Genomic DNA, 26,121 nt, shown 5'->3' with positions numbered 1-26,121 from the left:
AACGCCATAACCACTACCTGTATATCGACTAACGCAAAGAAAACAAAAGCCCTTCTGCGCAGCACCCGAAAGACGCGGTCACGCCGCGCCCTTCGATGACAGGGTCATTCACCCTGCCGCGGAGCATCCAGCTCAAAGGCCGTGTGCAGTGCGCGCACAGCCAACTCCAGGTATTTCTCTTCGATGACCACGGAAACCTTGATTTCCGATGTGGAGATCATCTGGATATTGATGCTCTCCTTGGCCAGCGCTTCGAACATACGACTGGCAACGCCGGCATGCGAGCGCATACCAACGCCGACGATGGACACCTTGGCGATCTTGGTATCGCCGGAAACCTCACGCGCGCTGATTTCACGCGCGGTAGCCTCAAGCACCTGCAAGGCCGCCTGATAGTCGTTGCGATGGATCGTGAAGGTGAAATCGGTGGTGTTATCGTGCGAGACGTTCTGCACGATCATGTCCACTTCGATATTGGCCGCGCTGATCGGGCCGAGAATCTTGAACGCCACGCCGGGGGTGTCTGGCACACCACGGATGGTCAGCTTGGCTTCATCGCGGTTGAAGGCGATGCCGGAAATGATCGGCTGTTCCATGGATTCCTCTTCATCGATTGTAATAAGGGTGCCCGGCCCCTCTTTGAAGCTGTGCAGAACGCGCAGCGGGACATTGTATTTGCCGGCGAATTCGACCGCACGGATCTGCAGCACCTTGGAACCGAGGCTGGCCATTTCCAGCATCTCTTCGAAGGTGATCTTGTCGAGACGCTGGGCCTGCGACACGACGCGCGGATCAGTGGTGTAGACGCCATCGACGTCGGTGTAGATCTGGCACTCGTCCGCTTTCAGCGCCGCCGCCAGGGCAACACCGGTCGTGTCCGAGCCACCACGCCCGAGGGTCGTGATGTTGCCGTGTTCGTCGACACCCTGGAAACCGGCGACCACCACCACACGACCCGCTTTCAGGTCGGAGCGGATCTTCTGGTCGTCGATCTGCAGGATGCGCGCCTTGTTGTGCGCGCTGTCGGTGAGAATACGCACCTGATTGCCGGTGTAGGACACCGCCGGAACGCCACGCTTCATCAAGGCCATCGCCAGCAGCGCGATGGTCACCTGCTCGCCCGTGGAGACAATGACATCCAGCTCACGGGGAACCGGCTGATCACTGATCTGCCTGGCCAGCTCGATCAGACGATTGGTTTCACCGCTCATGGCCGACAGCACAACCACCAGGTCGTCACCCGCCTCACGGAATTTCTTGACCTTGTCGGCCACCTGCTCGATGCGCTCTACAGAGCCCACGGAGGTGCCGCCAAATTTCTGTACGATTAAAGCCATCTCAAAGCCGCCTCAAATCCCGTTAAGAGCACCCATTAACATTCGAGTCCAAGTAAGGCCTGCCGGTGTGCGGCAGGCCTGCTGACCCGACTCAGATACCCTGCTCTACAAAAGGAACGGCCAGTGCCAGCGCTGAATCCAGCGCACCGGCATCGACACCACCGCCTTGAGCCATATCAGGACGGCCACCACCTTTACCACCTACGGCGGCAGCTGCCTGCTTCATCAAATCACCGGCTTTGAGTTGGCCAGTCAGGTCCTTGGTCACGCCTGCGACCAAGACAACCTTGTCCTCATGAACACTGCCGAGCAGGATCACTGCGCGGCCGAGCTTGTTCTTCAACTGATCGACAAGCGCCAACAGCGCCTTGCCGTCCTGACCATCCAGGCGCGTGGCCAGAACCTTGACCCCTTTGACATCCAGCGCAGCTGATGACAGGTCGTCACCGGCGGCACTGGCTGCCTTGGCTTGCAGTTGTTCCAGTTGTTTTTCCAGCAGACGGTTGCGTTCAATCACCGCCGTCAGCTTGTCCAGCAGGTTGTCGCGATTGCCTTTGACCAGCGTCGCGGCTTCCTTAAGTTGATCTTCGGCCGAATTCAGCCAGGCCAGGGCCGCAGCGCCGGTGACTGCCTCGATACGGCGCACGCCTGCTGCGACACCGCCTTCACTGACGATCTTGAACAGCGCGATGTCACCGGTGCGGCTGGCGTGAATGCCACCACACAGCTCGACGGAAAACTCGCCGCCCATGCTCAGTACGCGAACGCTGTCGCCGTACTTCTCGCCGAACAGCGCCATGGCGCCCTTCTTCTTCGCCGTGTCGATATCGGTTTCTTCGGTCATGACCTCGGTGTTCTTGCGAATCTCGGCGTTGACGATATCTTCCAGCGCGCGCAGTTGCTCGGCCTTGATCGCTTCGAAGTGGCTGAAGTCGAAGCGCAGACGCTGACTGTCGACCAGCGAGCCTTTCTGCTGAACGTGCTCACCCAGCACCTGACGCAATGCGGCATGCAGCAAGTGAGTGGCCGAATGGTTCAATTTGGTTGCATCGCGAACTTCATCGGCCACTTGTGTTTCAACCTGCGCGCCAACGCTCAGGCTGCCGGACGCCACAACGCCGTGGTGCAGGAAGGCGCCGCCGGTCTTGGTGGTATCACTGACGTCAAAGCGCGCGTCACCGGCCTGCAGGAAACCACTGTCACCGATCTGACCGCCCGACTCGGCGTAGAACGGAGTGACGTCGAGAATCACCACGCCCTCTTCACCTTCATTCAGGTGAGAAACCGACTGGCCTTCCTTATAGAGGGCCACGACGCTGGCGCTGCCAGTGGTCGCCGAGTAACCGGTGAACTGGGTGGCCACATCGACCTTGACCAGGCTGTTGTAATCCATGCCGAACGAACTGGCCGAACGGGCGCGCACGCGCTGGGCGTCCATTTCACGCTCGAAGCCTGCTTCGTCCAGGGTCAGATTACGCTCACGGGCGATGTCGCCTGTCAGGTCCATCGGGAAGCCATAGGTGTCGTACAGCTTGAACACCACTTCGCCCGGAACCACAGTGCCTTTGAGGTCGGCCAGATCCTGTTCGAGGATTTTCAGACCTTGCTCGAGGGTCTTGGCGAACTGCTCTTCTTCGCCTTTGAGCACGCGTTCGATGTGCGACTGCTGCTGCACCAGCTCAGGGAACGCAGACCCCATCTCGGCAACCAGCGCGGCAACGATCTGGTAGAAGAAGCTGCCCTTGGCACCCAGCTTGTTGCCGTGACGGCAGGCGCGACGAATGATGCGGCGCAGCACATAACCGCGACCTTCATTGGACGGCAGCACGCCGTCGGCGATCAGGAAGCCGCACGAGCGAATGTGGTCAGCCACGACCTTCAGCGAAGCCTGGTTGTCATTGCTGCAACCAATGGCCTTGGCAGACGCAGCCAGCAGGCTCTGGAACAGATCGATTTCGTAGTTGGAGTGCACGTGCTGCAGAACCGCACTGACACGCTCCAGGCCCATGCCGGTATCGACCGAAGGCGCTGGCAGCGGGTGCAGCACACCATCTGCAGTCCGGTTGAACTGCATGAATACGTTGTTCCAGATTTCGATGTAACGGTCGCCGTCTTCTTCCGGCGAGCCTGGCGGGCCACCCCAGATTTCCGGGCCGTGGTCGAAGAAAATCTCGCTGCAAGGACCGCACGGGCCGGTATCGCCCATGGTCCAGAAGTTATCGGAGGCGTACGGTGCGCCTTTGTTGTCGCCAATGCGAACCATGCGCTCGGCTGGCACGCCGATCTCCTTGGTCCAGATGTCATAGGCTTCATCGTCAGTGGCGTACACCGTGACCCAGAGTTTTTCCTTGGGCAGGTTGAGCCATTTTTCGGAGGTCAGGAACGTCCAGGCGTAGGTGATGGCATCACGCTTGAAATAGTCACCGAAGCTGAAGTTGCCCAGCATTTCGAAAAAAGTATGGTGACGAGCGGTATAGCCGACGTTTTCCAGGTCGTTGTGCTTGCCACCGGCACGCACGCATTTCTGACTGGTAACGGCGCGGGTGTAGGCACGCTTTTCCTGGCCCAGGAAGCAATCCTTGAACTGGTTCATGCCTGCGTTGGTGAACAGCAGGGTTGGGTCGTTGCCCGGAATCAAGGAGCTTGAAGCGACACGAGTGTGGCCTTGCTCTTCGAAGAAGCCAAGGAAGGCTTCACGGATTTCTGCGCTTTTCATAGGTTCTTCCACGGAGACTGCGGCCAGAGGCAAGTGCAAAACGTCAAATGACGTAGCGACGGCAAAGGGCCGCATTATATAGGCGTTGCGCCCTCGGTACAGTGTGTTTGTGCGATAGAAACAAGTAACTGGATTATCGGCATGTCATGAGTGTTCAAAGGCTGCGAATGCGGCGATGACCTGTTCGATCTGAGCGCGCGACACGTTCAGGTGGGTCACCATACGCAGCCGCGGTGCGGCCGTGAGTACGATGCCCCGCTCGGCGCAGAACGCCTTGAGCGATGCCGCGCGCTCGCCGATCGGCACATAGACCATATTGGTCTGCACCGGCTCGACAGCGTAGCCGAGCCCGCTCAGGCCTTCAGCCAGAAACGCCGCGTTGGCATGGTCATCCGCCAACCGCTCGACCTGATGATCCAGCGCGTAGAGCCCTGCCGCAGCCAGCCCTCCAGCCTGACGCATGCCACCGCCCAGCATCTTGCGCAAGCGGCGGGCCTTGGCGATCAACGGGTGCGAACCGCAGAGCACCGAGCCGATCGGCGCGCCCAGCCCCTTGGAGAGGCAGACCGAAACAGAATCGAAGTGCCGGGTAATCTCGCGAACATCCACACCCAGCCTGACCGAAGCGTTGTACAGCCGTGCGCCGTCCAGGTGGAGAGCGAGCCCCTTTTCCAGGGTCAGGGTACGCGCGGCAGCCAGGTAGTCCAGGGGCAGCACTTTGCCCTGCATGGTGTTTTCCAGAGCCAGCAGGCGCGTGCGGGCGAAGTGAAAGTCATCGGGTTTGATGGCGTCGAGCACCTGCCGCAGGTCCAGAGAACCGTTGGCCTGTACCTCCAGTGGCTGCGGCTGAATAGAGCCCAGCACTGCCGCACCGCCACCTTCGTACTTATAGGTGTGGGCCTGCTGGCCGACGATGTACTCATCGCCGCGTTCACAGTGCGCCATCAGCGCCAGCAGATTGCTCATGGTGCCAGACGGCACGAACAGCGCGGCGTCGAACCCGAGACGCCCGGCGAGCGTTGCTTCGAGCAGATTGACCGTAGGGTCCTCACCGTAGACGTCATCGCCAACGGGCGCACGTGCCATGGCATCGAGCATGCCGGCCGTAGGCAGAGTCACTGTGTCGCTGCGCAGATCGATGACAGTCACGAAAAAGCTCCCTGAAGTTGAAGATCGATAATGCATGCAACCTTTGGCTTGCAACAAGGCATTACTGAGGCCGCGGTACATGATAATCAAGCACCGCCGCTCTCGATACTCCGTGCCCTTATAAGAAAAAGGTAGGTGTACCGTACGAAAGTGTCCATGCATGATCCATCGAACTATGATAAAAATCTCGCGCCGGCCACGTAAAGTGACGGCAACGTTCTCAGGGCGGGGTGCAATTCCCCACCGGCGGTAATGACGCGCAATGCGTCTAGCCCGCGAGCGCTTGGGGATCGCGGCTTTGGCTGCTATCTGCAAGGTCAGCAGACCCGGTGTGATTCCGGGGCCGACGGTCATAGTCCGGATGAAGAGAGAGCGGGATTGGTGTCAGCAAGAACGTCTGTAAAACCTATCCATGAACGACATCGTTCAGGAGGCTTTCCTACGCAGCTTGAATCCCTTTCGATCCAAATGCCCTGTTTTTTCCATAAACAGGAGTCAGAACACGTGCAACCAACTGCAATCGACAGCAAAAGCAAAAGCCACGCAAACGAGCGTGTCGCGTTCATCCAGGCCTGCTGGCACAAGGATATCGTCGACCAGAGCCGTAAAGGGTTTATCGCCGAGATGGCCAATCAGGGCTATGCCGAAAGCGATATCGACATCTTTGAAGTGGGCGGCGCCTTTGAAATCCCGCTGCATGCAAAACTGCTGGCCAATACCGGCCGCTACGCTGGCATCGTCGGCGCCGCACTGGTAGTGGACGGAGGCATCTATCGTCACGAATTCGTCGCGCAGTCAGTGGTCAGCGCATTGATGCAGGTCCAACTGGAAACCGAAGTACCGGTGTTCTCCGTGGTCCTGACACCGCATCATTTCCATGCAGGCGAAGAGCATCACAAGTTCTTCTTCGATCACTTCGTGCACAAGGGCGAAGAAGCGGCCAAGACCTGCGCTGACACCCTGAACAAGGTACGCAGTCTGCGCCGTCTGGATGCACAGCAGAAAGCGGCCTGCTAAGACGAAGCATCGGTAGGTGTTCTCCCGGACACCTATCGTTCCTCACGCTCCAGCGTGGGAACGCCGTTCTGGACGCTCTGCGTCCGGTCTTGAGGGTGCCGGGCGATCAGCCGAGGCTATCCGCATCAGTGGGTACGATCAGAATCCCCGCCCGCAGGCCGTTTTTGACCCTGGGGTTGGGAAAGATGATCCTCGCACCCTCCTCTTCCACTACCCAGCGTGAACCACCCGCGTCTTCGGCCAGCACGTAGCCTTTTTCCAGCGGCGAGAAGTTCTCGACGTCATCGGCCAGATTGAACGTAAACGCATCGGTACGCTTGATCACTTCCCGCGCCACGCTGAACAGCTGCAACCCTTCAAGATCGTCATCCCGCTCGGGCTCGGTGCCCTCGATGAGCTGCTCGAGACACAAGCGCAGTGGCCCAAGATTGACCTGCTGGTTCTGCCCGAACGGCCGCGCCTTGCCCAGTTCCAGAGTGAAGGCCTCGGCACCCAACTGATCGTAGGTGTAGGCGCTGAACACAATGGACGGCTTGTTTTGCAGCAACACCGCACTCATACCCGCAGCCCGCAGCCGGGCCAGTTCAAGCCGCGAATGATTACGTCCCTCCTTCCACGGGTACAGCGCGAATTGCTCGATCGTCGAGCCACGAATGGCCGTGTGCAGGTCGTAATGCAGGCGGTAGCGGTCCGGCAGACCGAAGAAAGTGGCTGCCAGTCGCTCCAGCTCGCAAGCGCGCAAGGCCTCGGCGCCACCACTCTGCTCGTGCCGGCCATTGAACAGCCGATTGACATCCTGCTCGACAAAACGCGTCCCGCGTCGCATGGCGTCGGGATTGCCGAACAGGAACAGAATACGTGCGCGCGGTTTCAGGTCGCCGCGCGCGATGCCGCGGATCAGTTCATCCAGCAGCTCGATGGGTGCCGTCTCGTTGCCATGGATACCGGCAGACAGCAGCAGATCGGTGCCATTATCACGAACTTCTGGCGGGCGGACTTCCAGCGCGCCCTCGCCCATCCAGCGCATGCGCACGCCTTCGACGGTCAGTTGAGTCTTCTCCGCTGGCTCACGTCCAGCCAGGGTCAGTTCAAGCAGTTTGCCGAGGGCGAGCATGGCGCGCTTCCTTAGTGGTTGCAGTCAGGGCCGTGAACGTGACCGTCTTCCTCGACACCCATGTCGGCTGGCTCCATTTCCAGTTGCAGGCTGACCAGGTTGGTCGCCAGCGGACGCAGCAGCAGGTTGGCGTATTCGGCGTCGTCTTCTTCGACGTCAACGCCGATCAGCAACTGGCCACGGCCATCCTGCTGAATCCACAATTCCTTGCCCTGCCAGATGACGGCAACGCGGGTGCAGGACGTTTCCAGCTGGGTGCCATCAGTGTCTTCAAGGATCAGTTGCAGGGCGTCGCTCATGTAGGAATGCTCTCTATAAATGAAATAGTGCGCAGGACAATTGCCCGACGCGCAGGGTGCTTCAATTCAGTTGAAACGGATAAACCGCGCCCAGTTTAAGGATTTGCGTCAGTTCATCCAATGCCGTGCGACATTCGTTGAGCAATCGGGGGTCGGCCAGATCGCTTTCACTCATGCGGTCCCGGTAGTGCTTGTCGACCCACTGCGTCAACGTTTCGTATAACGGCGCGGTCATGATCACCCCCGGATTCACCGCCGCCAGCTCGGTGTCATTGAGCGCCACACGCAAGCGCAGGCAGGCCGGACCTCCGCCGTTCTGCATGCTTTGCTTGAGGTCGAACACCTTGACCTCGGCAACCGGGCTGTCATCGGCAATCAGCCGTTGCAGGTAAGCCCAGACGCTCGCATTAGCCTGGCATTCCTGCGGCACGATCAGCAGCATCGAGCCATCGGCCCGCGACAACAGCTGGCTATTGAACAGATAGGAGCGCACGGCATCCTGAACCGAGACCTCGGCACGCGGTACGCAAATCGCCCGCAACTGCCCACCGACACGACTGAGTTTGTCGCGCAGCTCATCGAGCATCGGCTCGGTATTGAGGAATGCGTCTTGGTGATAGAACAAGACCTCACCGTTGCCGACCGCAATCACATCGTTATGGAACACACCCTGATCAATGACCGCCGGGTTCTGCTGACTATAGACCACGCCGGCCTCGCTCAGACCGTGCAGCCGCGCAACGGCGCGTGACGCCTCCAGGGTCTGACGGGCCGGGTACTTCTGCGGCGCCGGGTAGCGCGTGTCGAACGCACTGCGGCCGAACACAAAAAACTCGACCCCAGCCTCGCCGTAATCACGACAGAAACGGGTGTGGTTGGCAGCGCCCTCATCACCGAACTGCGCGACAGCCGGTAACGCAGGGTGATGAGCGAAATGCTTTGCATCGGCGAACATGGCGCCCAGCACGCGAGTGGTGGTCGGATGCTCGATGCTGCGGTGGTATTTGCAGTTGAGGTTGGCCGCCGTGAAATGCACGCGCCGATCGGCAGTGTCGGCACTGGGGCTGACCGTGGCCGCGTTGGCCACCCACATGCTGGATGCCGAGCAACTGGCGACCAGCAGTGGCATGTCCTGACGGGCCGCCTTTTCAATCACCTGCTCATCGCTGCCGGTGAAGCCCAGACGGCGCAGGCCGGACACATCAGGACGTTCCTGCGGTGCCAGCACGCCTTGGGTAAAACCCAGGTCCATCAGCGCCTTCATTTTTGCCAGGCCTTGCAGCGCCGCCTCACGCGGGTTAGCGCTTTGCTGGCTGTTACTCTGGGAGGCAACGTTACCGTAGGACAACCCGCCGTAGTTGTGGGTTGGCCCGACCAGACCGTCAAAATTCACTTCACAGGACTTCATCGGCAAGGCTCCGTGGATCTGTTTTTATAAGCAATCGTGCGCACTGTCAGCTCAGCCTGATACCGGGGGTCAGTGTCGCAGGCAGCGTCAGGCTGCCCGCCTCCAGCGAAGCCACCGGATAGGCGCAATAATCAGCCGCGTAATAGGCGCTGGCGCGGTGGTTGCCCGAGGCACCGACCCCGCCGAACGGAGCGCTGCTGGCGGCTCCGGTCAACGGCTTGTTCCAGTTGACGATCCCGGCACGGCTGTGCAGCCAGAACTGCTGATAACGCGCTTCGGAGTCCGAGAGCAAACCTGCGGCCAGGCCATAACGGGTGGCGTTGGCTTCGGCGATGGCGGCGTCAAAACCGGCGTAGCGAATGACCTGCAGCAGCGGGCCGAACAGCTCTTCGTCGGGTCGATCCGGCACCGCGCTGACATCGATAATGCCCGGCGTCAGCAGCGCGGCGCCGGGCTGCGGCTGGCGCATTTCCAACAGAGTCAGCGCGCCGTTGGCGAGCAGCTCGCGCTGCGCGTCGAGCAAGGCACGTGCGGCCTCCAGCGAAATCACCGAGCCCATGAACGGCGCAGGCTGTTGATCGAACGCCCCGGCTTCGATAGTCGCGCTGACGCCAACCAGTCGTGCCAGCAAGGCATCCCCCCAGTCGCCTTCGGGTACCAGCAGACGACGCGCACAGGTGCAGCGCTGGCCGGCGGAAATGAAGGCCGACTGAATGATGGTGTACACCGCTGCATCGATATCCTGAACCTGATCGACGATCAACGGGTTGTTACCGCCCATTTCCAGCGCAAGAATCTTGTCCGGCCGACCGGCGAACTGCTGGTGCAGCGCATTGCCGGTCCGGCTCGACCCGGTGAAGAACAGGCCGTCGATGCCCGGATTGGCCGCCAGCGCGATACCGGTTTCGCGACCGCCCTGCAGCAGGTTCAGGACACCGGCAGGCAGCCCGGCTTCGATCCAGCAGTTGACGGTCAGCTCAGCGACTTTCGGTGTCAGCTCGCTGGGTTTGAACAGCACCACGTTGCCCGCCAGCAAGGCCGGGACGATATGGCCGTTGGGCAGATGCCCCGGAAAGTTGTACGGGCCGAACACAGCGACCACGCCATGCGGCTTGTGGCGCAGTACCGCAGTGGCGTCGCCCAGTGGCCCGCTCTTTTCGCCGGTTCGTTCGCGATAGCTCTGCACCGAGATGGCGATCTTGTTGACCATGCTGGTCACTTCGGTCGCCGACTCCCACAACGGTTTGCCGGTTTCTTCACCGATGCAGTGCGCCAGCGCGTCGGCATGATGCTTGAGACGTGCAGCGAAGGCTTCCAGTACCGCGATGCGCTGATCCAGAGACAGCAGCGCCCAGCCGGGAAATGCCTGACGCGCCGCCTGCACCGCTTGCTCGACCTGCGCGGCGCTCGCGCCACGCCCGGACCACAGCACCTGCTGAGTCACGGGGTTCAGCGACTTGACCAGCTCACCCTGCCCTTCCTGCCAGGCACCTGCGATGTAAAGGCTATTCATCAAACGCCCTCCCGCGCCGCAGACAAGGGCACCGCGCGTACGTTGTCGCCGGCACTCATGCGCAGCCGTCTGGCGGTTTGCGGGGCGACGACCAGCGTGCCAGCGGCAAAACGCGCAGCGCCTACGGTCACGCGGCAGTCTTCACGCTTGCGGTTGTAGATCAGGAACTGTGGAGCATCGTCACCGGGCGTGCCGATGGCCAGCACCAGCGCCTGGCTGTCCTTGATTGCGCGAATCTTGCCGGTCTCGCACTCGATGGCCGGGCCGGCATCGAAGATGTCGACATAACCCTGATACGAAAAGCCCTCGCTCTTGAGCATGGTCAGCGCAGGCTCGGTGTCGGCGTGCACCCGACCGATCACGTTGCGTGCGTCTTCGGAAAGAAAGCAGCTGTACAACGGAAACTTGGGCATCAGTTCGGCGATGAATGCCTTGTTGCCCACGCCGGTCAGGTAATCGGCCTGGCTGAATTCCATCTTGAAGAAGTGCCGCCCCAGGCTTTCCCAGAACGGCGAACGGCCCTGCTCATCGGACATGCCGCGCATTTCGGCAATGATCTTGTTGCCGAACAGCCTGGGGAATTCGGCGATGAACAGCATGCGCGCCTTGGACAGCAGGCGGCCGTTGAGGCCGGTGCGCGAATCGCTGTGCAGGAACAGTGAGCACAGCTCGGAATTGCCGGTCAGGTCGTTGGCCAGGAACAGGGTCGGAATTTCCCGGTAGATGTTCAGCTCCTGTGAAGCACTGACGGTCAGACCAACCCGGTAGTTGTACCAGGGCTCGCGCAGACCGACCGCTCCGGCGATGGCGGAAATGCCCACCACCCGGCCGTCATCATCTTCCAGCACGAACAGGTAATCGGCGTCGCCGCGCTCGGCTTCGCCGCGAAAGGTCTTTTCGGCCCAGCCTACCCGGTGCGCCAGACGCTGCTCATTGGCGGGCAGGGTCGTCAGACCGGCGCCGGTGCTGCGCGCCAGCTCGATCAACGCGGGCAGGTCGCTGCTGCGTACAGGACGAACGATCATGTTATCTCCTCAGCGGCTCATCAAGAGCCTTGAAACTCGCTAATCAGCTATCGAACGTCCGGTTCAGACCGCGACGATCCGCACACTGGCACCTTCGCCAACACCCAGGGCATCGGCAGCCTGGAGGCTCAGCACCACCGGCCTGCCGGGCGCCCAGTCCAGCTCCAGGAGCACCGCGCGGTAGTCCTGCAACAGGCCATTGGCGATCAGATACAGACGCCCGCCCTTGCCGACATCGCTGGCTTGCCCGGGCTCGACCTTGACCGGAACCAGACGGCTCTGGGCAATCGAACGGATCCCGGATACCCGCGCGTGCAGCGTCGGTCCACCGTCGAAAATGTCGATGTAGTGATCGGTTTCAAAGCCTTCGCGCATCAGGATGTCGAAGGTGATCTGCGCACGCGGATGCACCTGACCCATGGCCTCCTGCGCCGCGTCAGGCAGCAATGGCACGTAGATCGGGTAATGCGGCATCAGCTCGGCGAGGAAGGTCCGGCTTTTCAGCCCGCACAGGCGTTCGGCAGCGGCGTAATTGATATCGAAGAAGTTGCGCCCGATGGCATCCCAGAATGGTGAGTCGCCCTGCTCATCGCTGTAACCGACGATCTCGGTCACCACCGAATCGGCAAAGCGCTCGGGGTGGCTGGCGACAAACAGCAGACGGCCGCGCGAATTGAGCTCCGACCATGCCGTGCCGACCAGCTCCGGGACCACGTAGAAACTGGTCAGCAGACTGTTGCCGGTCAGGTCATGACACTGCGACAGCACATGAATCTTGTTATGGATCTTCAGCTCACGGGAAGCATGCACGAAGGTTTCGTTGCGGAAACTGTAGAACGGCTCGGAGTAGCCCGCCGAGGCCACGATGCCCGAGCAGCCCACCAGCTTGCCGCTTTCGCTGTCTTCGAGCACGAAGAAGTAGGTTTCTTCGCCGTTGAAGCTGACCTCGGCGGCAAACGACGCCTCCGACGAGCCGATCTTGTCGGTCAGGCGGCCAGCATCGTCGGGCAAGGACGTGACACCGATAGGGCTGTCGGCAGCGAGGCGTTGAACCTCGGCCAGGTCAGCCATTTGCGCAGGGCGCATTACCAGCATGGTGCCACTCCTTGTAGATCGACCAGCCTTTACGACCGGCGCTAGTAAGAGCACCACGCGGCGTCAGGCCACATGGCGCAGGAAACAGGTTCGGCGCCCGCCATCAGGCGGGCACCGCAAGGTTGCAATCGAGTCAGGATGTCAGTTTGGCGATGGCGCGTTCGAAGCGGTTCAGGCCCTCTTCGATGTCTGCGTCTTCAATCACCAGGCTCGGCGCGAAACGAATCACGTCAGGGCCGGCCTGGAGAATCATCAGGTCCTGGGCCTCGGCCGCATTGAAGATGTCCTTGGCCTTGCCTTTCCAGGCATCGGATAACACGCAACCGATCAGCAAGCCCAGACCGCGCACTTCGCTGAACACGCCATACTGCTGGCCGATGCTTTCCAGACGGGTCTTGAACTGCTGATGCTTGCGCTGTACGCCAGCCAGCACTTCAGGCGTATTGACAACATCGATGACCGCTTCGCCAACCGCGCAGGCCAGCGGGTTACCGCCATAGGTGGTGCCGTGGACGCCGACCGCAAAGTGCCTGGCGAGCTTTTCAGTGGTGAGCATGGCCGCCAGTGGGAAACCACCGCCGATGCTCTTGGCGCTGGAAAGGATGTCCGGGGTCACGCCGTAATGCATGTAGGCGAACAGATGACCGCTGCGGCCCATGCCGCTCTGCACTTCATCGAACACCAGCAGCGCGTTGTGCTCGTCACACAGCTTGCGCGCACCTTGCAGGTACTCAAGCTGACCCGGCAGCACACCGCCCTCGCCCTGGATCGGCTCCAGCACCACGGCACAGGTCTTGTCGGTAACGGCGGCCTTCAGTGCGTCGAGGTCGTTGTACGGCACATGGCTGATGCCGGTGATCTTCGGCCCGAAACCATCGGAGTACTTCGGCTGCCCACCCACGCTGACAGTGAACAGGGTACGGCCATGAAAACTGTTCAGGGCCGCGATGATTTCGTACTTTTCCGGGCCGTACTGATCATGCGCCACACGACGCGCCAGCTTGAAAGCGGCTTCGTTGGCTTCAGCACCGGAGTTACAGAAGAACACGCGCTCGGCGAACGTCGCATCCACCAGTTTTTTCGCCAGACGCAGGGTCGGCTCGTTGGTGAAGACGTTGGACACATGCCAGAGGTTGTTGGCCTGCTCGGTCAAGGCACCGACCAGCGCCGGATGGCAGTGGCCCAATACGTTGACGGCGATCCCGCCCGAGAAATCCACCAGTTCGCGCCCCGCCTGATCCCAGACCCGGGAGCCCGCACCGCGCACGGGGATGAACCCGGCCGGGGCGTAATTGGGGACCATTACCTGGTCGAAATCGGCGCGTTGCACCGCAGCATGCTCAACGGACATCGGAGTCTCCTGATGAGGAACGCCTGCCTGAAACTGGCGAGCGATGGAAAGATTGTAAGGACTGAATTGTGTTCGGCCTTGCCGCCAGGCGACAACTTGTTACAGCGCAAAACCGGGTTTTTTCAAGGTTTTCGGCAATGCGACAATTTGCGTCACAAAGGCGCAGTTTAAACGGATTGAGGCCGGCCTGTCTGGACCAGAGCTGTCGCGGCAGCACTTCTATCGCGACAAGGCAATCAACCGCGTTCGGCAGGCACAGGGGAAAGTTCGAACGGGCTGCTGCTGCGTCGCTGATTGCGGTCTTCACGCGGCGTGGCACCGAAGAAATTGCGGTAAGCGCTGGAGAAGTGCGGCCCCGAGGAAAAACCGCACGAAAGGCCGATCTGAATGATCGACTTGCTGGTCTGCATCAGCATCTGGCGCGCCTTGTTCAAGCGCAGCTCCAGATAATACTGACTGGGCACACGGTTAAGGTACTGCTTGAAGATCCGTTCCAATTGACGACGAGACACGCACACGTGCTGGGCGATTTCGTCGGTGGTCAACGGCTCTTCGATGTTGGCCTCCATCAACAGCACCGCCTGGGTCAGCTTGGGATGGCTGGAGCCCAGACGGTTCTGCAGCGGAATGCGCTGACGCTCGCCGCCTTCGCGAATGCGCTCGACCACCAGCTCCTCGGAAACCGCCCCGGCCAGTTCGGCCCCATGATCACGGGACAGCACCGCCAGCAGCAGGTCGAGCACCGACATGCCACCACAGGCAGTCAGGCGATCCCGGTCCCAATCGAACAAATGGCTGGTGGCGATGACCTTGGGGAAGCGCTCGGCGAAGTCGTCCTGCCAGCGCCAGTGCACAGCGGCCCGGTAGCCATCCAGCAGGCCCAGTTGCGCAAGCGGATAGACGCCCGCCGACAGCCCGCCAATCGAACAACCGGCACGCACCAGTTGCTTGAGCGCGCTGCCCAGCGCCGGAGCCACGCCTGCCGGAGGCTCGTCAGCCAGTAAAAACAGCTTCTGAAAGCCTTCCAGCCGCCCCGCCCAGGGCTCACCCGGCAACTGCCACGCACCGGCAACCGCCGAAGGCTCTGCGGCCTCGGCCTGCAGGAACGACAGTTCATAGACCACTTCGGGATGAACGCGCTGCGCAACGCGCAAGGCTTCCTCGGCCAGTGCCAGGGTCAGGGCTTTGGTGCCAGGCCAGACGAGGAAACCTATTCGATGGGCAGTCATTGGGACATCCGATACGTATCGCCGCAAAAGCCGAGTCTGGAAAGATAGCTCGGTCTGGAACATCCAGGTCGTGTCGCGCGTCGCGCAGCATGCCCTGTTCTGGCATAAAAAGGCATCGTCATGCGCTGCCGATCGTCACTTCAGGCTGCCGGACAGGAATTGCTGCAAACGCTCGGTCTGCGGATTGGCCAGCACTTCGCGCGGATCGCCACGCTCCAGGACGACGCCCTGATGCAGGAAATCCAGCTGGTTGGAGACCTCACGGGCAAAACCCATTTCGTGAGTCACCACCACCATGGTGCGGCCTTCCTGAGCCAGGCCTTGCATGACCTTGAGCACATCACCGACCAGCTCCGGGTCCAGCGCCGAGGTCGGCTCATCGAACAGCATCACCTCGGGCTCCATCGCCAGTGCGCGGGCAATCGCCACTCGCTGCTGCTCACCGCCGGACATGTGCCCAGGGTAAGCGTCCTTGCGATGGGACACGCCGACTTTGGCCAGATAGTGCTCGGCCTTCTCCAGCGCTTCCTTTTTCGACACACCCAACACATGGACCGGCGCTTCGATGATGTTCTGCAGTGCAGTCATGTGCGACCACAGATTGAAGTGCTGAAACACCATCGACAGACGTGAGCGCATGCGTTGCAACTGTTTGGCGTCGGCAGCCTTCAGGCCGCCGTCCTTGTTCGGCACCAGCTTCAACTCTTCGTTGTTGAGCAGGATCTTGCCGGCATGGGGCTGTTCGAGCAGGTTGATGCAGCGCAGAAAGGTGCTTTTGCCCGAGCCGCTGGAGCCAATGATGCTGATGACATCGCCGGCTTTTGCGGTCAGGGACACGCCCTTGATCACTTCGTGACTGCCATAGCGCTTGTGCAGATCCTGCACTTCCAGTTTGTTCATGCTTTGGGTTTCCACAGAACGGTCAATCACTGAGCAGACGTCCGTGACGCAGCGCCGTGCGCCCCGCCACCTTGGCCAGCCAGAAACCGGGTTGAGCGTAACGAAGCCGCTCGATGGCGAACAACACCCCGGCAGTATTCGCACAAATGGTACTGACCTGATCGGACAGTGGGTCGATCACTTCGAACAGCGGATCGCCCACCTCGACCCTGTCGCCTGCAGCGCGCAGGTACGTCACCACGCCAGGGTGCGGCGCATAGAGCAATTCGGTGCCTTCGAACGGCAAGCCCTCGCAGGCTTCGTGCGTCGGCTGCGGCCAGTCGCCGCTGATAAAACCCTGTTCGGCGAGGAACGCCAGAATACCCTCGGCGTGCGCGAGTGCCTGCGGCTTGCCGGTGTCGGCCTGACCGCCCAGCTCAAGAGTGGTCGCGAGGCAGGCCAGCGGGATCTGCGCCTGCGGGAAAATCCGCGAAAGACGCAGCCACGGCAGCGAGCAGGCCTCATCGAAGGAGCTGCCACCGGAATCTTCGGCAAGCAGCGCCACCTGGATATTCAGATGCGCCGACAGCGAACGCCATTGTGGCCAGTGCTGCGGCAAGGCGTACATGTGCAGCGCGGCATCGGCATCACAGTGCAGATCGAGCACCACATCAGCGACACAGGCATGACTGAGCAGGATGCGTTGCATGCCTTGCAGTTCGCTCTGCGGCGCAGGCAGAGCCTCGAGCGCAGCGCTCATTGCCTGACGAATCAGCCGGGTGTTGGCACGCGGGTCATCGCCCAACTGTCCTTCCAGCAACTCGGCGACCGGTTCGCTCAGCTCGGTGAAGTCACGGTTGAAGTTCTTGCCACTGCCGAACTCGAAACGGCCCTGATGCGCGCCTTGCAGCAACTGCCCCAGGCCCAGTGGATTGGCCACCGGCACCAGTTCGACGACACCTTTGAGAAGGCCTTGCTGCTCAAGTTCGGTCAGACGCTTTTTCAGCTCCCAGGCTGTGCGCATGCCGGGCAGTTCGTCGGCATGCAGGCTGGCCTGGATGTAGGCCTTGCGCTCACCGGTGCCGAAGCGAAAGACACTCAGCGTGCGTTCGGTGCCGAGGGTACTCCACGGCAATACATGATCGGTTCTTTGCATTTCAGACCTTCCGTGGGGCGAGGTAGCCCAGCCAGCGACGTTCGGCGATCTTGAACAGCCGCACCAGAATGAATGTCAGGCCCAGATAGAAAACGCCTGCGGTGATATAAGCCTCGAAAGGCAGGTAGAACTGCGCATTGACCGTACGCGCCGCGCCGGTGATGTCGATCAGGGTCACGATGGACGCCAGACTGGTAGTCTGCAGCATCATGATGACCTCGTTGCTGTACTGCGGCAGCGCCCGGCGCAAGGCCGAGGGCAGCAGAATGCGCCGGTACATCTTGGCTTTCGACATGCCCATGGCCCGCGCGGCCTCGATTTCACCGGCCGGTGTGGCCTTGAGGCTGCCGGCGATGATCTCCGCCGTGTAGGCGCTGGTGTTGATGGTGAACGCCAGGCAGGCACAAAAGGTAGCGCTGGACAGCCAGGGCCACAAAAAGCTTTCGCGCACCGCGTCGAACTGGGCCAGCCCGTAGTAGATCAGGAACAGTTGCACCAGCATCGGCGTGCCGCGAATCACGTAGGTGTACAGCCAGGCAGGCATGTTCACCCAGGGGTTTTTCGAGACCCGCATCAGGCCCAGCGGCAATGCCGCCAGCAGCCCGAACGCGAGGGAAATCGCCAACAGCTTGAGGGTGGTCAGCAGGCCGCCGAAGTACAGCGGCAGGCTGTCCCAGATCACGTTGTAGTCAAAGATCATAGGTCAGCCGCCCTCACGCCTACCGAGTAGCGTTTTTCGAGGTAACGCAAGGCGAGCAGCGACACCCTGGTGATCACCAGGTACATCGCCGCAACCGCCAGAAAGAAGGTGAAAGGCTCGCGGGTGGCATCGGCCGCCTGCTTGGCCTTGAACATCATGTCCTGCAGACCGACCACGGAAATCAGCGCGGTGGCCTTGGTCAGCACCAGCCAGTTGTTGGTGAAGCCGGGAATCGCCAGACGAATCATCTGCGGCACCAGAATGCGGAAGAACACCTTGCCACTGCTCAGGCCATACGCCATGCCTGCCTCGGCCTGCCCTTTGGGGATGGCCATGAATGCGCCGCGAAAGGTTTCCGAGAGATACGCGCCGAAGATGAAGCCCAGCGTGCAGATGCCGGCCATCAACGGATCAAGGTCGATGTAGTCGTCAAACCCCAGCAAGGGGGCAACGCGGTTGAGCAGGTCCTGGCCGCCGTAGAAGATCAGCAGAATCAGGACCAGATCGGGAATGCCACGAATCACCGTGCTGTACAGATCGCCCAGCCAGGCAATCCAGCGTACCGGAGACAGCCTCAGCGCCACGCCGATCAGACCGAGAACGATCGCCAGAGCCATCGACGACAGGGCCAGCTGCAACGTCAGCCAGGCACCTTCGAGGATGACAGCTCCGTAACCTTTCAACATGATGTGCGGTCCTCAAGCGTGGAATAAAAATGGCGCAATCCAGGCAATTCTGTTTGCGCCATTGGTCAGGGTAAGGACGACGACTTATTTGCCGTAGATGTCGAAATCGAAATACTTGTCCTGGATGGCCTTGTACTTGCCGTTGGCACGAATCGCGGCGATGGCGGCGTTGAGACGGTCAAGGTTGGCCTTGTCGCCCTTGCGCACGGCAATGCCGATGCCGTCACCGAAGTATTTCGGATCGACGAACGACGGGCCTACGAACGCATAGCCTTTGCCAGCGTCGGTTTTCAGGAAGCCATCCTGCAACAGCGTGGCGTCGGCGACAGTACCGTCGAGGCGGCCTGCACCGATGTCCAGGTAGATTTCGTTCTGCGAACCGTACGGCGTCACTTCGACACCCTTGGGAGCGAGCACTTCGCGGGCGAACCGCTCGTGGATCGAGCCACGCTGCACGCCGATCTTCTTGCCCTTGAGTTCTGCCAGGCTGTCGCTGACCGTAGTGCCGTCCTTCATGACCAGACGCGCCGGGGAATTGTAATACTTACCGGTGAAGTCCACGGACTTCTTGCGGTCGTCAGTGATGGACATCGACGACAGGATCGCATCGATCTTGCGCACTTTCAGCGCCGGGATAAGGCCGTCGAACTCCTGCTCGACCCAGGTGCACTTGACCTTCATTTCTTCACACAGCGCATTGCCGATGTCGTAGTCAAAGCCGACGATGCTGCCGTCCGGGGCCTTGGACGCGAACGGAGGGTAAGCCGCTTCGATACCGATTTTCAGTGGTTTTTCATCAGCAAAGATCGGCTGGGCGAGCACGGACAACGCCATCGCGCCAATAAGCATGAGCTTTTTCATTTCCAGGGACTCCATCGGTAAAGCACGACAAGTGGCAAAGTGAGCAAGCGCCCAATGTGCGAAAGGACAACCTCGGGGAAAAGCGACGCCGGGTACGTGACACCGCGCAGGCAGCTCACAGCCCTTCGGCGAATGAGGGGCATTTTAACGACAGGCTCGAAGTCGATATTTCTTCAATGCGACAACTAGTTACAGAAGCGCATGAAAACCCACTACACGGTATTGACGGGACCTGTATCTGCTGATCCAGCAACACAGACTCAACCTGTCATAACAGCAAAAAGCGCGCCCATTATTGGCAAACCCTTTTAATCCGGCAAGCCCAGCGTGTCACATGGGGGTTTAAAAGCCCTGCGGTGTCGCACCTTCCTACACAGAAAGCTCGGACGTGTCCTACAACGAAGCAGCGTTCGACAACACCGTGTAGACCGGTAACAACCCGATATATATCCCGTTTTCCAAGTCAGACACTTGAAACAAAAGCGCCCCGTTCGGCTCTCACCGAACGGGGCGCTTCAGTCACAGGATCGCTCAGGCAGCATTCATGGTCTTGTGCGTGTCGATCAGATGCTGCACCACGCCCGGGTCAGCCAGGGTGGAGATGTCACCCAGCGCATCGTACTCGGCAGTCGCAATCTTGCGCAGGATACGGCGCATGATTTTGCCCGAACGGGTCTTCGGCAGGCCGGGCGCCCACTGAATGAAGTCAGGCGAGGCAATCGGGCCGATCTCCTTGCGCACCCAGTTGCGCAATTCGGTACGCAACGCGTCGCTTGGTTCTTCACCGCCGTTGAGGGTGACGTAGACGTAGATGCCCTGCCCCTTCAGGTCATGCGGCACACCGACCACGGCCGCCTCGGCGACTTTCGGGTGCGCAACCATCGCGCTTTCGATTTCCGCGGTACCCATGCGGTGCCCGGAAACGTTGAGCACGTCGTCCACACGCCCGGTGATCCAGAAATAACCGTCCTCGTCACGACGGGCACCGTCACCGGTGAAGTACATGCCGCGGAAGGTCTTGAAGTACGTATCGACGAAACGGTCGTGATCGCCGTACAGCGAGCGCGACTGGCCCGGCCACGAATCGAGGATTACCAGATTACCCTCGGCAGCACCCTCGATGAGGTTGCCCAGGTTGTCCACCAGCGCCGGGATCACGCCAAAGAACGGACGTGTCGCCGAGCCCGGCTTCAGGGCGGTCGCGCCTGGCAACGGGCTGATCAGGATGCCGCCGGTTTCGGTCTGCCACCAGGTATCGACAATCGGGCAGTTCTGCTTGCCGACCGTGTTGTAGTACCAGGCCCAGGCTTCCGGGTTGATCGGCTCGCCCACCGAACCCAGCAGGCGCAGGCTGGAACCGTCGGCGCCTTCAACGGACTTGGTGCCTTCAGCCATCATGGCGCGAATCGCGGTCGGCGCGGTGTAGAGGATATTGACCTTGTGCTTGTCGATGATTTTCGACACACGGGTGATGTCCGGATAGTTCGGCACGCCCTCGAACAGCAACGTGGTCGCACCATTGGCCAGAGGGCCGTAGACAATATAACTGTGCCCGGTCACCCAGCCGACGTCAGCGGTGCACCAGTAGATTTCGCCAGGCTTGTAGTCGAACACGCGCTCGTGGGTCAGCGCCGCATACAGCAGATAACCTGCGGTGGTGTGCAACACGCCCTTGGGTTTGCCGGTCGAGCCCGAGGTGTAGAGAATGAACAGCGACTCTTCGGCGCCCATCTCTTTCGGCGCGCAGGTGCTGGACGCCACTTCCAGAAGCGAGTGGTACCAGATATCACGGTGACGGTTCCATTCGATCTCGCCCCCGGTGCGCTTGCAGACGATAACCTTCTGCACGCTGCTGGTTTCCGGGTTGGTCAGGGCGCGGTCGACGTTGGCCTTGAGCGCAGTCTTCTTGCCGCCACGCAGACCTTCGTCGGCGGTGATAACCACTTTGGAACTGCAATCGATGATCCGGCCAGCCAGCGCTTCGGGCGAGAAACCGCCGAACACCACCGAGTGAATCGCACCGATCCGGGCGCACGCCAGCATGGCGACCACAGCCTCGGGGATCATCGGCATGTAGATCGTCACGACGTCGCCACGGTGCACGTCCTGGCCACGCAGCGCGTTGGCGAACTTGCACACTTCGGCGTGCAGTTCGCGGTAGGTGATTTCCCGGTGCTCGGAAGGGTCGTCGCCCTCCCAGATGATGGCGATGCTGTCGCCGCGCTCTTCCAGATGGCGATCCAGACAGTTATAGGCGACGTTCAGCGTGCCATCGGCGAACCATTTGATATCAACACGGTGATCATCGAACGAGGTCTGCTTGACCACGGTGAAAGGTTTGATCCAGTCGAGGCGCTGAGCCTGTTCACGCCAGAAACCATCAGGGTTGACCACCGACTGCTGGTACATGGCCTTGTAGGTCGCTTCATCCGTCAGCGTAGTCGCTGCGACTTCTGGGCGGACGGGGTACAGGGAAGCTGCACTCATCTTGGTTACCTCGGTGGATAGTTGTTGTTTTATGCCCCTGTTGTATCCCGCCCCATCCGCAGGGGCCATTCGACGTTGGTCTTACCGGCAGGACCGGGGCCATGACGACAAGCCGCACGCGTGAAGCAGTACGTCAGATTATTACCATTTTGATAAAAGCGCTTATCCAAAGTCTTTATATATGCGCTGTTGCAACAGGCATAGAATTCGATCCGCCAACAAGGCAAACATCAACTGCCCCCACGCAGTGTTGTTCCAACTCGAAAAACGCATCAGACCGCCTGAGCCCATGACGTCAAAAACGTGATGCGACGGCGCTCACTTTCAAAAAGGTAAACGACAATGAAAGCTTTATTAATGGCCCTGGCCCTGTGCGGCATCAGCAGTTTCTCCATGGCCGAAGAATCGCAGACCAAAGTGGCGGCGCAACAGGCGCGTGTCGAGCAATATACCTACGGCACGCATCTGGATATCGCCCGGGTTATCTCCATCAGCCAGATCCCCAATGTCTGCGAAGTGGTCCCGGCACGCATGGTGTATGAGGACTCGCAAGGCGCACGCCACATTATGAGCTATCAGGTGATGGGCAACGGCTGCAGCAACGGTTGAGGCTTTTCGCTGTCACAGCCTGTGCACGACGCCTCGCCGCTCTATAAGGTGCGAGGCGCATGTACGACGTTAAGTTGCAGAGTCATCAATCAGCGAGTTATTTATCGACTGAATGCGGATCTGATTCGCGCCCCACTTCATAGTCGCGCAACTTGTTGGCAATCGTTGTATGAGACACCCCCAGGCGTTTGCCTAATTGGCGACTGCTGGGATATTGCGCATACAGTTGTTCCAGCACCGACTTTTCAAAGAGCCCGATAATTGCGCCCAGCCCGCCCTCCAGCGACACCTCACTCAATCCCTGTCGCACGCCGTAATCCGGCAAACGAATGTGTTCGGCCTGCACCTTGCCGCCGTCACACAGCGATACGGCCTGAAACAATACGTTTTCCAGTTGCCGCACATTGCCGGGCCAGTGGTACTGACTCAGACGCTTGATGGCCGCAGGTGATATGCCGGGCAGCGAACAGCCGATCTGCCGGCTGGCCTGATCGAGAAAATGCTCCACCAGAGGCTCAAGACCGTCCAGACAGTCGCGCAGTGGCGGTATATGCAGCGACAGCACGTTAAGGCGATGATAAAGGTCCTGCCTGAACATGCCCTTGGCGCACAGCTCCGACAGATCGACCTGGGTCGAACACATCACCCGCACATCGAGAAACATGTCCTCGTCACTGCCGACCCGGCGAAAGCTTCCGTCCTGAATGAAGCGCAGCAGCTTGGCCTGCATGCGCGCGCTCAGCTCACCCACGCCATCAAGAAACAGCGTGCCGCCCGCAGTCAGTTCCAACAGCCCCAGCCGCCCTTCCGCACGCGTGCCTTCGAACGCGCCGGGGTCATAGCCGAACAGCTCGATCTCGGCCATGGACTCCGACAACCCGGCGCAGTTGAGCGCCATCAGCGGTGACTGGCCGCGCGGGCTGGCCAGGTGACAGGCGCGGGCCAGCAATTCCTTGCCGGTACCGGTTTCCCCCTCGATCAGCAGCGGCGCATCCAGGGGCGCCATGCGCCGCGCCTCGCGAACCACAGCAGCCATGACCTTCGAGCTTTGAAAAATGCTGTCGAAGCCACGCAGCTCTTGCTTGCGCACATGGTAAATGCGCTCACCGACCCGATCAGCGCGGTGCAGTGTCAGCACGGCCCCGGCCATCGCCTCGCTGTCGTCATGCTCCGATTGCAGAGGCGCGATGTCGGCAAGAAACACGTCGCCGCATACCTTGACCCGCAGGCCATTGATCCGCGACTGGCTGGCGCGCACCAGCTCAGGCAGGTCGAAATCTTCGGCGTAACGCGACAAGGGCATGCCCGGCACTTCATCGACCCGCACACCCAACAACTGCGCGGCGGCACGATTGGCCGCAACGATGGCCCCGCCCATGTCGATGGACAACACCGGGAATTCCAGCGCGCCGAGCAAGGCATTGAGTTCCATGTGCCGGCGCTCGCTGGGCATCAGCCCGACACGCTTGACGCCGAACACCCCGGTGATCGCCTCGAACTTCGGGCGCAGGGCCTGGAACTGCAGGTTGATCAGGTTCGGGCAATGCAGATAGATCGCATCACCGTGCTCGCCCCCCACTTCACCGCGTGCCACGTTGACGCCGTAAGCCACCAGCAGATCGAGAATGTCGCGAAGAATGCCGATGCGGTTCTGGCAGTGCACCTTGATGCGCATGAGTCATCGCCCCTGTGAGGGTAGTTTTTTGTGAGGCAGCAAAATTAATGTCAACAATACGTTACGCATTCACACTTCGCGAGCGGCAGAATGGCTGATTTCAGGCCCCGCCTATCGTAATCGTAAACTTTTCGTTACGAACCAGTGATCAAATCCTCGCGCCACCCCGCTCACAGCCGCTGACGTGCCTTCGAAACCGGGTTATTCCTGACCACAGGCTTTGACAAGAACACTTTAAAAACAGCAGCCTTTCGAGGACATCAGCATGGCCCAGACGCTTTACGTGGCACGCGAGCCGGACGCTTCGGGTTTCATCGATTACACGGCGGACGAACATGCGGTATGGAACACCCTGATCACCCGGCAGATGACCATTATCGACGGGCGTGCCTGTCAGGAGTATCTGGACGGCATCGAACAACTGGGCCTGCCGCTCGATCGCATCCCTCAGCTAGGCGAAATCAACAAGGTTCTGGGCGCGACCACTGGCTGGCAGGTCGAGCGAGTGCCCGCGCTGATCCCCTTCCAGACGTTCTTTGAGCTGCTGGCCAGCAAGCGTTTTCCGGTGGCGACGTTCATTCGTACCGCAGAAGAACTGGACTACCTGCAGGAACCGGACATCTTTCATGAAATATTTGGCCACTGCCCGCTGCTGACCAATCCATGGTTTGCCGAATTCACCCACACCTACGGCAAACTCGGCCTTAGCGCGAGCAAGGAACAACGCGTGTACCTGGCCCGGCTGTACTGGATGACCATCGAGTTCGGCCTGGTCGACACACCACAAGGACGGAAAATCTACGGCGGCGGTACTCTTTCTTCGCCAAAGGAGGCGGTTTACAGCTTGTCGTCAGCCCCCGAACACCAGCCTTTCGATCCGCTTGAAGCGATGCGCACACCGTATCGCATCGACATTCTGCAACCGCTGTACTTTGTCCTGCCGGATTTGAAGCGTCTGTTTGATCTGGCGCAGCAAGACATCATGGCGCTGGTCGGGCAAGGCATGCAGTTGGGCTTGCACGCTCCCAAATTTCCACCTAAAACCAAAAGCCACGCCGCCTGACCCTCGGCCCGCTATCCGACAAGGACCCTCTGCTTATGACCACCTTGAATCAAGCTCACTGTGAAGCCTGCCGTGCCGACGCGCCGCAGGTCAGCGAAGCCGAATTGCCGGAACTGCTCAAGCAGATCCCGGACTGGAACATCGAGGTCCGCGACGCGGTGATGCAGCTGAAAAAAGTGTTTCTGTTCAAGAATTTCAAATGGGCGCTGGCGTTCACCAACGCGGTGGGCGAAATTGCTGAAGCGGAAGGCCATCACCCGGGCCTGTTGACCGAGTGGGGCAAAGTGACCGTGACCTGGTGGAGCCACTCGATCAAGGGCCTGCACCGCAACGATTTCATCATGGCCGCGCGCACTGACGAAGTGGCCAAGGATGCAGAAGGCCGAAAATAAAATGTTCAACGGGCCGCGGACCCTGCTCACGCGGTCTGGCCCAATGAAATCAAGCTCGTCAGCGCCTCGCGAGATAAAAAGCCGGACAGTAAAAAAGCCATTTTGTTTCACGATCAGGGCAATCGGGGTAAAAAAATATCCTGATTGTCATTTTCGGTGGGTTATCCTGCGCAGGCTTTTTAAAGCACGGTTCTATCTGCAACCCCTTGCGAGGAGCGACGACGATGCATGAAATCCCTAACTTCCCACCAGGCCAACAGGAACCACAACAGTCGACTCTGGCTCAGCAAGAGCTTGGTCAACCTGTCGCAATGAAAGCAGCACCCTCGGCTCAAGATAGCCAGAAAGCCGGACGCAAAG

At 60.2% G+C, this 26,121-nt stretch carries 22 protein-coding genes and 1 riboswitch; of the genes, 4 read left to right on the top strand and 18 right to left on the bottom strand.

What is annotated here, in order from left to right; genetic code table 11:
- Positions 1–104 precede the first annotated feature (104 nt).
- The 3 genes from PCPL58_RS11110 to ltaE all read right to left on the bottom strand — a co-directional run bounded on the left by PCPL58_RS11110 (position 105) and on the right by ltaE (position 5,202).
- Entirely contained in the window at positions 105–1,337 is a 1,233-nt protein-coding gene (locus PCPL58_RS11110; protein WP_003369901.1) for an aspartate kinase, read from the bottom strand.
- A gap of 91 nt (positions 1,338–1,428) precedes the next feature.
- Positions 1,429–4,053: an alanine--tRNA ligase gene (gene alaS, locus PCPL58_RS11105; protein ID WP_003434584.1), complete on the bottom strand. Its 2,625-nt coding sequence runs from the start codon at positions 4,051–4,053 to the stop codon at positions 1,429–1,431.
- 144 nt (positions 4,054–4,197) lie between these two features.
- Complete coding sequence (gene ltaE / locus PCPL58_RS11100) at positions 4,198–5,202, bottom strand: low-specificity L-threonine aldolase (protein WP_065349414.1); 1,005 nt, start codon at positions 5,200–5,202, stop codon at positions 4,198–4,200.
- A 212-nt stretch (positions 5,203–5,414) separates the two neighbouring features.
- A riboswitch (FMN riboswitch) is annotated at positions 5,415–5,580 on the top strand.
- A gap of 126 nt (positions 5,581–5,706) precedes the next feature.
- On the opposite strand from ltaE, the gene PCPL58_RS11095 reads away from it, so the two are divergent.
- A complete protein-coding gene (locus tag PCPL58_RS11095) occupies positions 5,707–6,219 on the top strand; it encodes a 6,7-dimethyl-8-ribityllumazine synthase (RefSeq protein ID WP_044313592.1) in 513 nt (170 codons plus the stop codon).
- 106 nt (positions 6,220–6,325) lie between these two features.
- Here PCPL58_RS11095 and astE read toward each other — a convergent pair whose 3' ends face one another.
- The 14 genes from astE to acs all read right to left on the bottom strand — a co-directional run bounded on the left by astE (position 6,326) and on the right by acs (position 22,022).
- Positions 6,326–7,333 carry a succinylglutamate desuccinylase gene (gene astE, locus PCPL58_RS11090; protein WP_065349413.1) on the bottom strand — a complete coding sequence of 336 codons (1,008 nt, stop codon included), beginning with the start codon at positions 7,331–7,333 and terminating at the stop codon, positions 6,326–6,328.
- A gap of 11 nt (positions 7,334–7,344) precedes the next feature.
- Positions 7,345–7,632 (bottom strand): hypothetical protein, encoded by a 288-nt coding sequence (locus tag PCPL58_RS11085; RefSeq protein ID WP_003314741.1) that lies wholly within the window; start codon positions 7,630–7,632, stop codon positions 7,345–7,347.
- A gap of 61 nt (positions 7,633–7,693) precedes the next feature.
- A complete protein-coding gene (gene astB, locus PCPL58_RS11080) occupies positions 7,694–9,040 on the bottom strand; it encodes an N-succinylarginine dihydrolase (protein ID WP_065349412.1) in 1,347 nt (448 codons plus the stop codon).
- A gap of 46 nt (positions 9,041–9,086) precedes the next feature.
- Positions 9,087–10,556, bottom strand: a complete 1,470-nt coding sequence (gene astD, locus PCPL58_RS11075) for a succinylglutamate-semialdehyde dehydrogenase (protein WP_162273816.1) — start codon at positions 10,554–10,556, stop codon at positions 9,087–9,089.
- Positions 10,553–11,578, bottom strand: coding sequence for an arginine N-succinyltransferase (gene astA / locus PCPL58_RS11070; protein WP_044309931.1), 1,026 nt, complete (start codon positions 11,576–11,578; stop codon positions 10,553–10,555). Before astA ends, astD begins: the two co-directional genes overlap by 4 nt.
- 63 nt (positions 11,579–11,641) lie before the next feature.
- Positions 11,642–12,673, bottom strand: a complete 1,032-nt coding sequence (aruF, locus tag PCPL58_RS11065) for an arginine/ornithine succinyltransferase subunit alpha (RefSeq protein ID WP_065349411.1) — start codon at positions 12,671–12,673, stop codon at positions 11,642–11,644.
- A 133-nt stretch (positions 12,674–12,806) separates the two neighbouring features.
- A complete protein-coding gene (locus PCPL58_RS11060) occupies positions 12,807–14,024 on the bottom strand; it encodes an aspartate aminotransferase family protein (RefSeq protein ID WP_004411082.1) in 1,218 nt (405 codons plus the stop codon).
- A gap of 236 nt (positions 14,025–14,260) precedes the next feature.
- On the bottom strand, positions 14,261–15,253 hold the full coding sequence (gene argR, locus PCPL58_RS11055) for a transcriptional regulator ArgR (RefSeq protein WP_003434564.1): 993 nt from the start codon (positions 15,251–15,253) through the stop codon (positions 14,261–14,263).
- Between the two features lie 135 nt (positions 15,254–15,388).
- Complete coding sequence (locus PCPL58_RS11050) at positions 15,389–16,153, bottom strand: ABC transporter ATP-binding protein (RefSeq protein ID WP_065349410.1); 765 nt, start codon at positions 16,151–16,153, stop codon at positions 15,389–15,391.
- A 22-nt stretch (positions 16,154–16,175) separates the two neighbouring features.
- The gene (locus PCPL58_RS11045) at positions 16,176–17,288 is read right to left on the bottom strand and encodes a succinylglutamate desuccinylase/aspartoacylase family protein (RefSeq protein WP_003434558.1); all 1,113 of its coding nucleotides are present in this window, start codon (positions 17,286–17,288) and stop codon (positions 16,176–16,178) included.
- A 1-nt stretch (position 17,289) separates the two neighbouring features.
- Positions 17,290–17,988 carry an ABC transporter permease gene (locus tag PCPL58_RS11040; RefSeq protein ID WP_003314733.1) on the bottom strand — a complete coding sequence of 233 codons (699 nt, stop codon included), beginning with the start codon at positions 17,986–17,988 and terminating at the stop codon, positions 17,290–17,292.
- Complete coding sequence (locus PCPL58_RS11035) at positions 17,985–18,674, bottom strand: ABC transporter permease (protein WP_065349409.1); 690 nt, start codon at positions 18,672–18,674, stop codon at positions 17,985–17,987. Before PCPL58_RS11035 ends, PCPL58_RS11040 begins: the two co-directional genes overlap by 4 nt.
- Positions 18,675–18,758: 84 nt before the next feature.
- Positions 18,759–19,535 carry an ABC transporter substrate-binding protein gene (locus PCPL58_RS11030; RefSeq protein WP_003434548.1) on the bottom strand — a complete coding sequence of 259 codons (777 nt, stop codon included), beginning with the start codon at positions 19,533–19,535 and terminating at the stop codon, positions 18,759–18,761.
- A gap of 531 nt (positions 19,536–20,066) precedes the next feature.
- On the bottom strand, positions 20,067–22,022 hold the full coding sequence (gene acs / locus PCPL58_RS11025) for an acetate--CoA ligase (RefSeq protein ID WP_003434545.1): 1,956 nt from the start codon (positions 22,020–22,022) through the stop codon (positions 20,067–20,069).
- Between the two features lie 342 nt (positions 22,023–22,364).
- Between acs and PCPL58_RS11020 the strand changes: the two genes are divergently transcribed.
- The gene (locus PCPL58_RS11020) at positions 22,365–22,631 is read left to right on the top strand and encodes a DUF2790 domain-containing protein (protein WP_065349408.1); all 267 of its coding nucleotides are present in this window, start codon (positions 22,365–22,367) and stop codon (positions 22,629–22,631) included.
- Positions 22,632–22,728: 97 nt separating this feature from the next.
- Here the strand turns inward: PCPL58_RS11020 and PCPL58_RS11015 are convergent, their stop codons facing one another.
- Positions 22,729–24,306, bottom strand: coding sequence for a sigma-54-dependent transcriptional regulator (locus PCPL58_RS11015; protein ID WP_065349407.1), 1,578 nt, complete (start codon positions 24,304–24,306; stop codon positions 22,729–22,731).
- 265 nt (positions 24,307–24,571) lie between these two features.
- On the opposite strand from PCPL58_RS11015, the gene phhA reads away from it, so the two are divergent.
- Both phhA and PCPL58_RS11005 read left to right on the top strand, forming a co-directional pair.
- The gene (gene phhA, locus PCPL58_RS11010; protein WP_065349406.1) at positions 24,572–25,369 is read left to right on the top strand and encodes a phenylalanine 4-monooxygenase; all 798 of its coding nucleotides are present in this window, start codon (positions 24,572–24,574) and stop codon (positions 25,367–25,369) included.
- Positions 25,370–25,404: 35 nt separating this feature from the next.
- Positions 25,405–25,761: a 4a-hydroxytetrahydrobiopterin dehydratase gene (locus PCPL58_RS11005; protein ID WP_065349405.1), complete on the top strand. Its 357-nt coding sequence runs from the start codon at positions 25,405–25,407 to the stop codon at positions 25,759–25,761.
- Positions 25,762–26,121: the final 360 nt, after the last annotated feature.

It is taken from the genome of Pseudomonas cerasi, assembly GCF_900074915.1.
GTDB lineage: Bacteria > Pseudomonadota > Gammaproteobacteria > Pseudomonadales > Pseudomonadaceae > Aquipseudomonas > Aquipseudomonas cerasi.
This window is presented reverse-complemented; position numbering and strand designations above follow the sequence as displayed.

Excerpts from the sequence above, each read along its gene's own strand:
- astB (WP_065349412.1), bottom strand. The coding sequence starts at position 9,040 with ATGAAGTCCTGTGAAGTGAATTTTGACGGTCTGGTCGGGCCAACCCAC.
- PCPL58_RS11110 (WP_003369901.1), bottom strand. The coding sequence starts at position 1,337 with ATGGCTTTAATCGTACAGAAATTTGGCGGCACCTCCGTGGGCTCTGTA.
- PCPL58_RS11035 (WP_065349409.1), bottom strand. The coding sequence starts at position 18,674 with ATGTTGAAAGGTTACGGAGCTGTCATCCTCGAAGGTGCCTGGCTGACG.
- PCPL58_RS11020 (WP_065349408.1), top strand. The coding sequence starts at position 22,365 with ATGAAAGCTTTATTAATGGCCCTGGCCCTGTGCGGCATCAGCAGTTTC.
- PCPL58_RS11030 (WP_003434548.1), bottom strand. The coding sequence starts at position 19,535 with ATGAAAAAGCTCATGCTTATTGGCGCGATGGCGTTGTCCGTGCTCGCC.
- phhA (WP_065349406.1), top strand. The coding sequence starts at position 24,572 with ATGGCCCAGACGCTTTACGTGGCACGCGAGCCGGACGCTTCGGGTTTC.
- PCPL58_RS11060 (WP_004411082.1), bottom strand. The coding sequence starts at position 14,024 with ATGTCCGTTGAGCATGCTGCGGTGCAACGCGCCGATTTCGACCAGGTA.
- PCPL58_RS11085 (WP_003314741.1), bottom strand. The coding sequence starts at position 7,632 with ATGAGCGACGCCCTGCAACTGATCCTTGAAGACACTGATGGCACCCAG.
- alaS (WP_003434584.1), bottom strand. The coding sequence starts at position 4,053 with ATGAAAAGCGCAGAAATCCGTGAAGCCTTCCTTGGCTTCTTCGAAGAG.
- PCPL58_RS11040 (WP_003314733.1), bottom strand. The coding sequence starts at position 17,988 with ATGATCTTTGACTACAACGTGATCTGGGACAGCCTGCCGCTGTACTTC.
- PCPL58_RS11050 (WP_065349410.1), bottom strand. The coding sequence starts at position 16,153 with ATGAACAAACTGGAAGTGCAGGATCTGCACAAGCGCTATGGCAGTCAC.
- acs (WP_003434545.1), bottom strand. The coding sequence starts at position 22,022 with ATGAGTGCAGCTTCCCTGTACCCCGTCCGCCCAGAAGTCGCAGCGACT.
- PCPL58_RS11045 (WP_003434558.1), bottom strand. The coding sequence starts at position 17,288 with ATGCAAAGAACCGATCATGTATTGCCGTGGAGTACCCTCGGCACCGAA.
- PCPL58_RS11005 (WP_065349405.1), top strand. The coding sequence starts at position 25,405 with ATGACCACCTTGAATCAAGCTCACTGTGAAGCCTGCCGTGCCGACGCG.
- astE (WP_065349413.1), bottom strand. The coding sequence starts at position 7,333 with ATGCTCGCCCTCGGCAAACTGCTTGAACTGACCCTGGCTGGACGTGAG.
- PCPL58_RS11015 (WP_065349407.1), bottom strand. The coding sequence starts at position 24,306 with ATGCGCATCAAGGTGCACTGCCAGAACCGCATCGGCATTCTTCGCGAC.
- aruF (WP_065349411.1), bottom strand. The coding sequence starts at position 12,673 with ATGCTGGTAATGCGCCCTGCGCAAATGGCTGACCTGGCCGAGGTTCAA.
- argR (WP_003434564.1), bottom strand. The coding sequence starts at position 15,253 with ATGACTGCCCATCGAATAGGTTTCCTCGTCTGGCCTGGCACCAAAGCC.
- astA (WP_044309931.1), bottom strand. The coding sequence starts at position 11,578 with ATGATCGTTCGTCCTGTACGCAGCAGCGACCTGCCCGCGTTGATCGAG.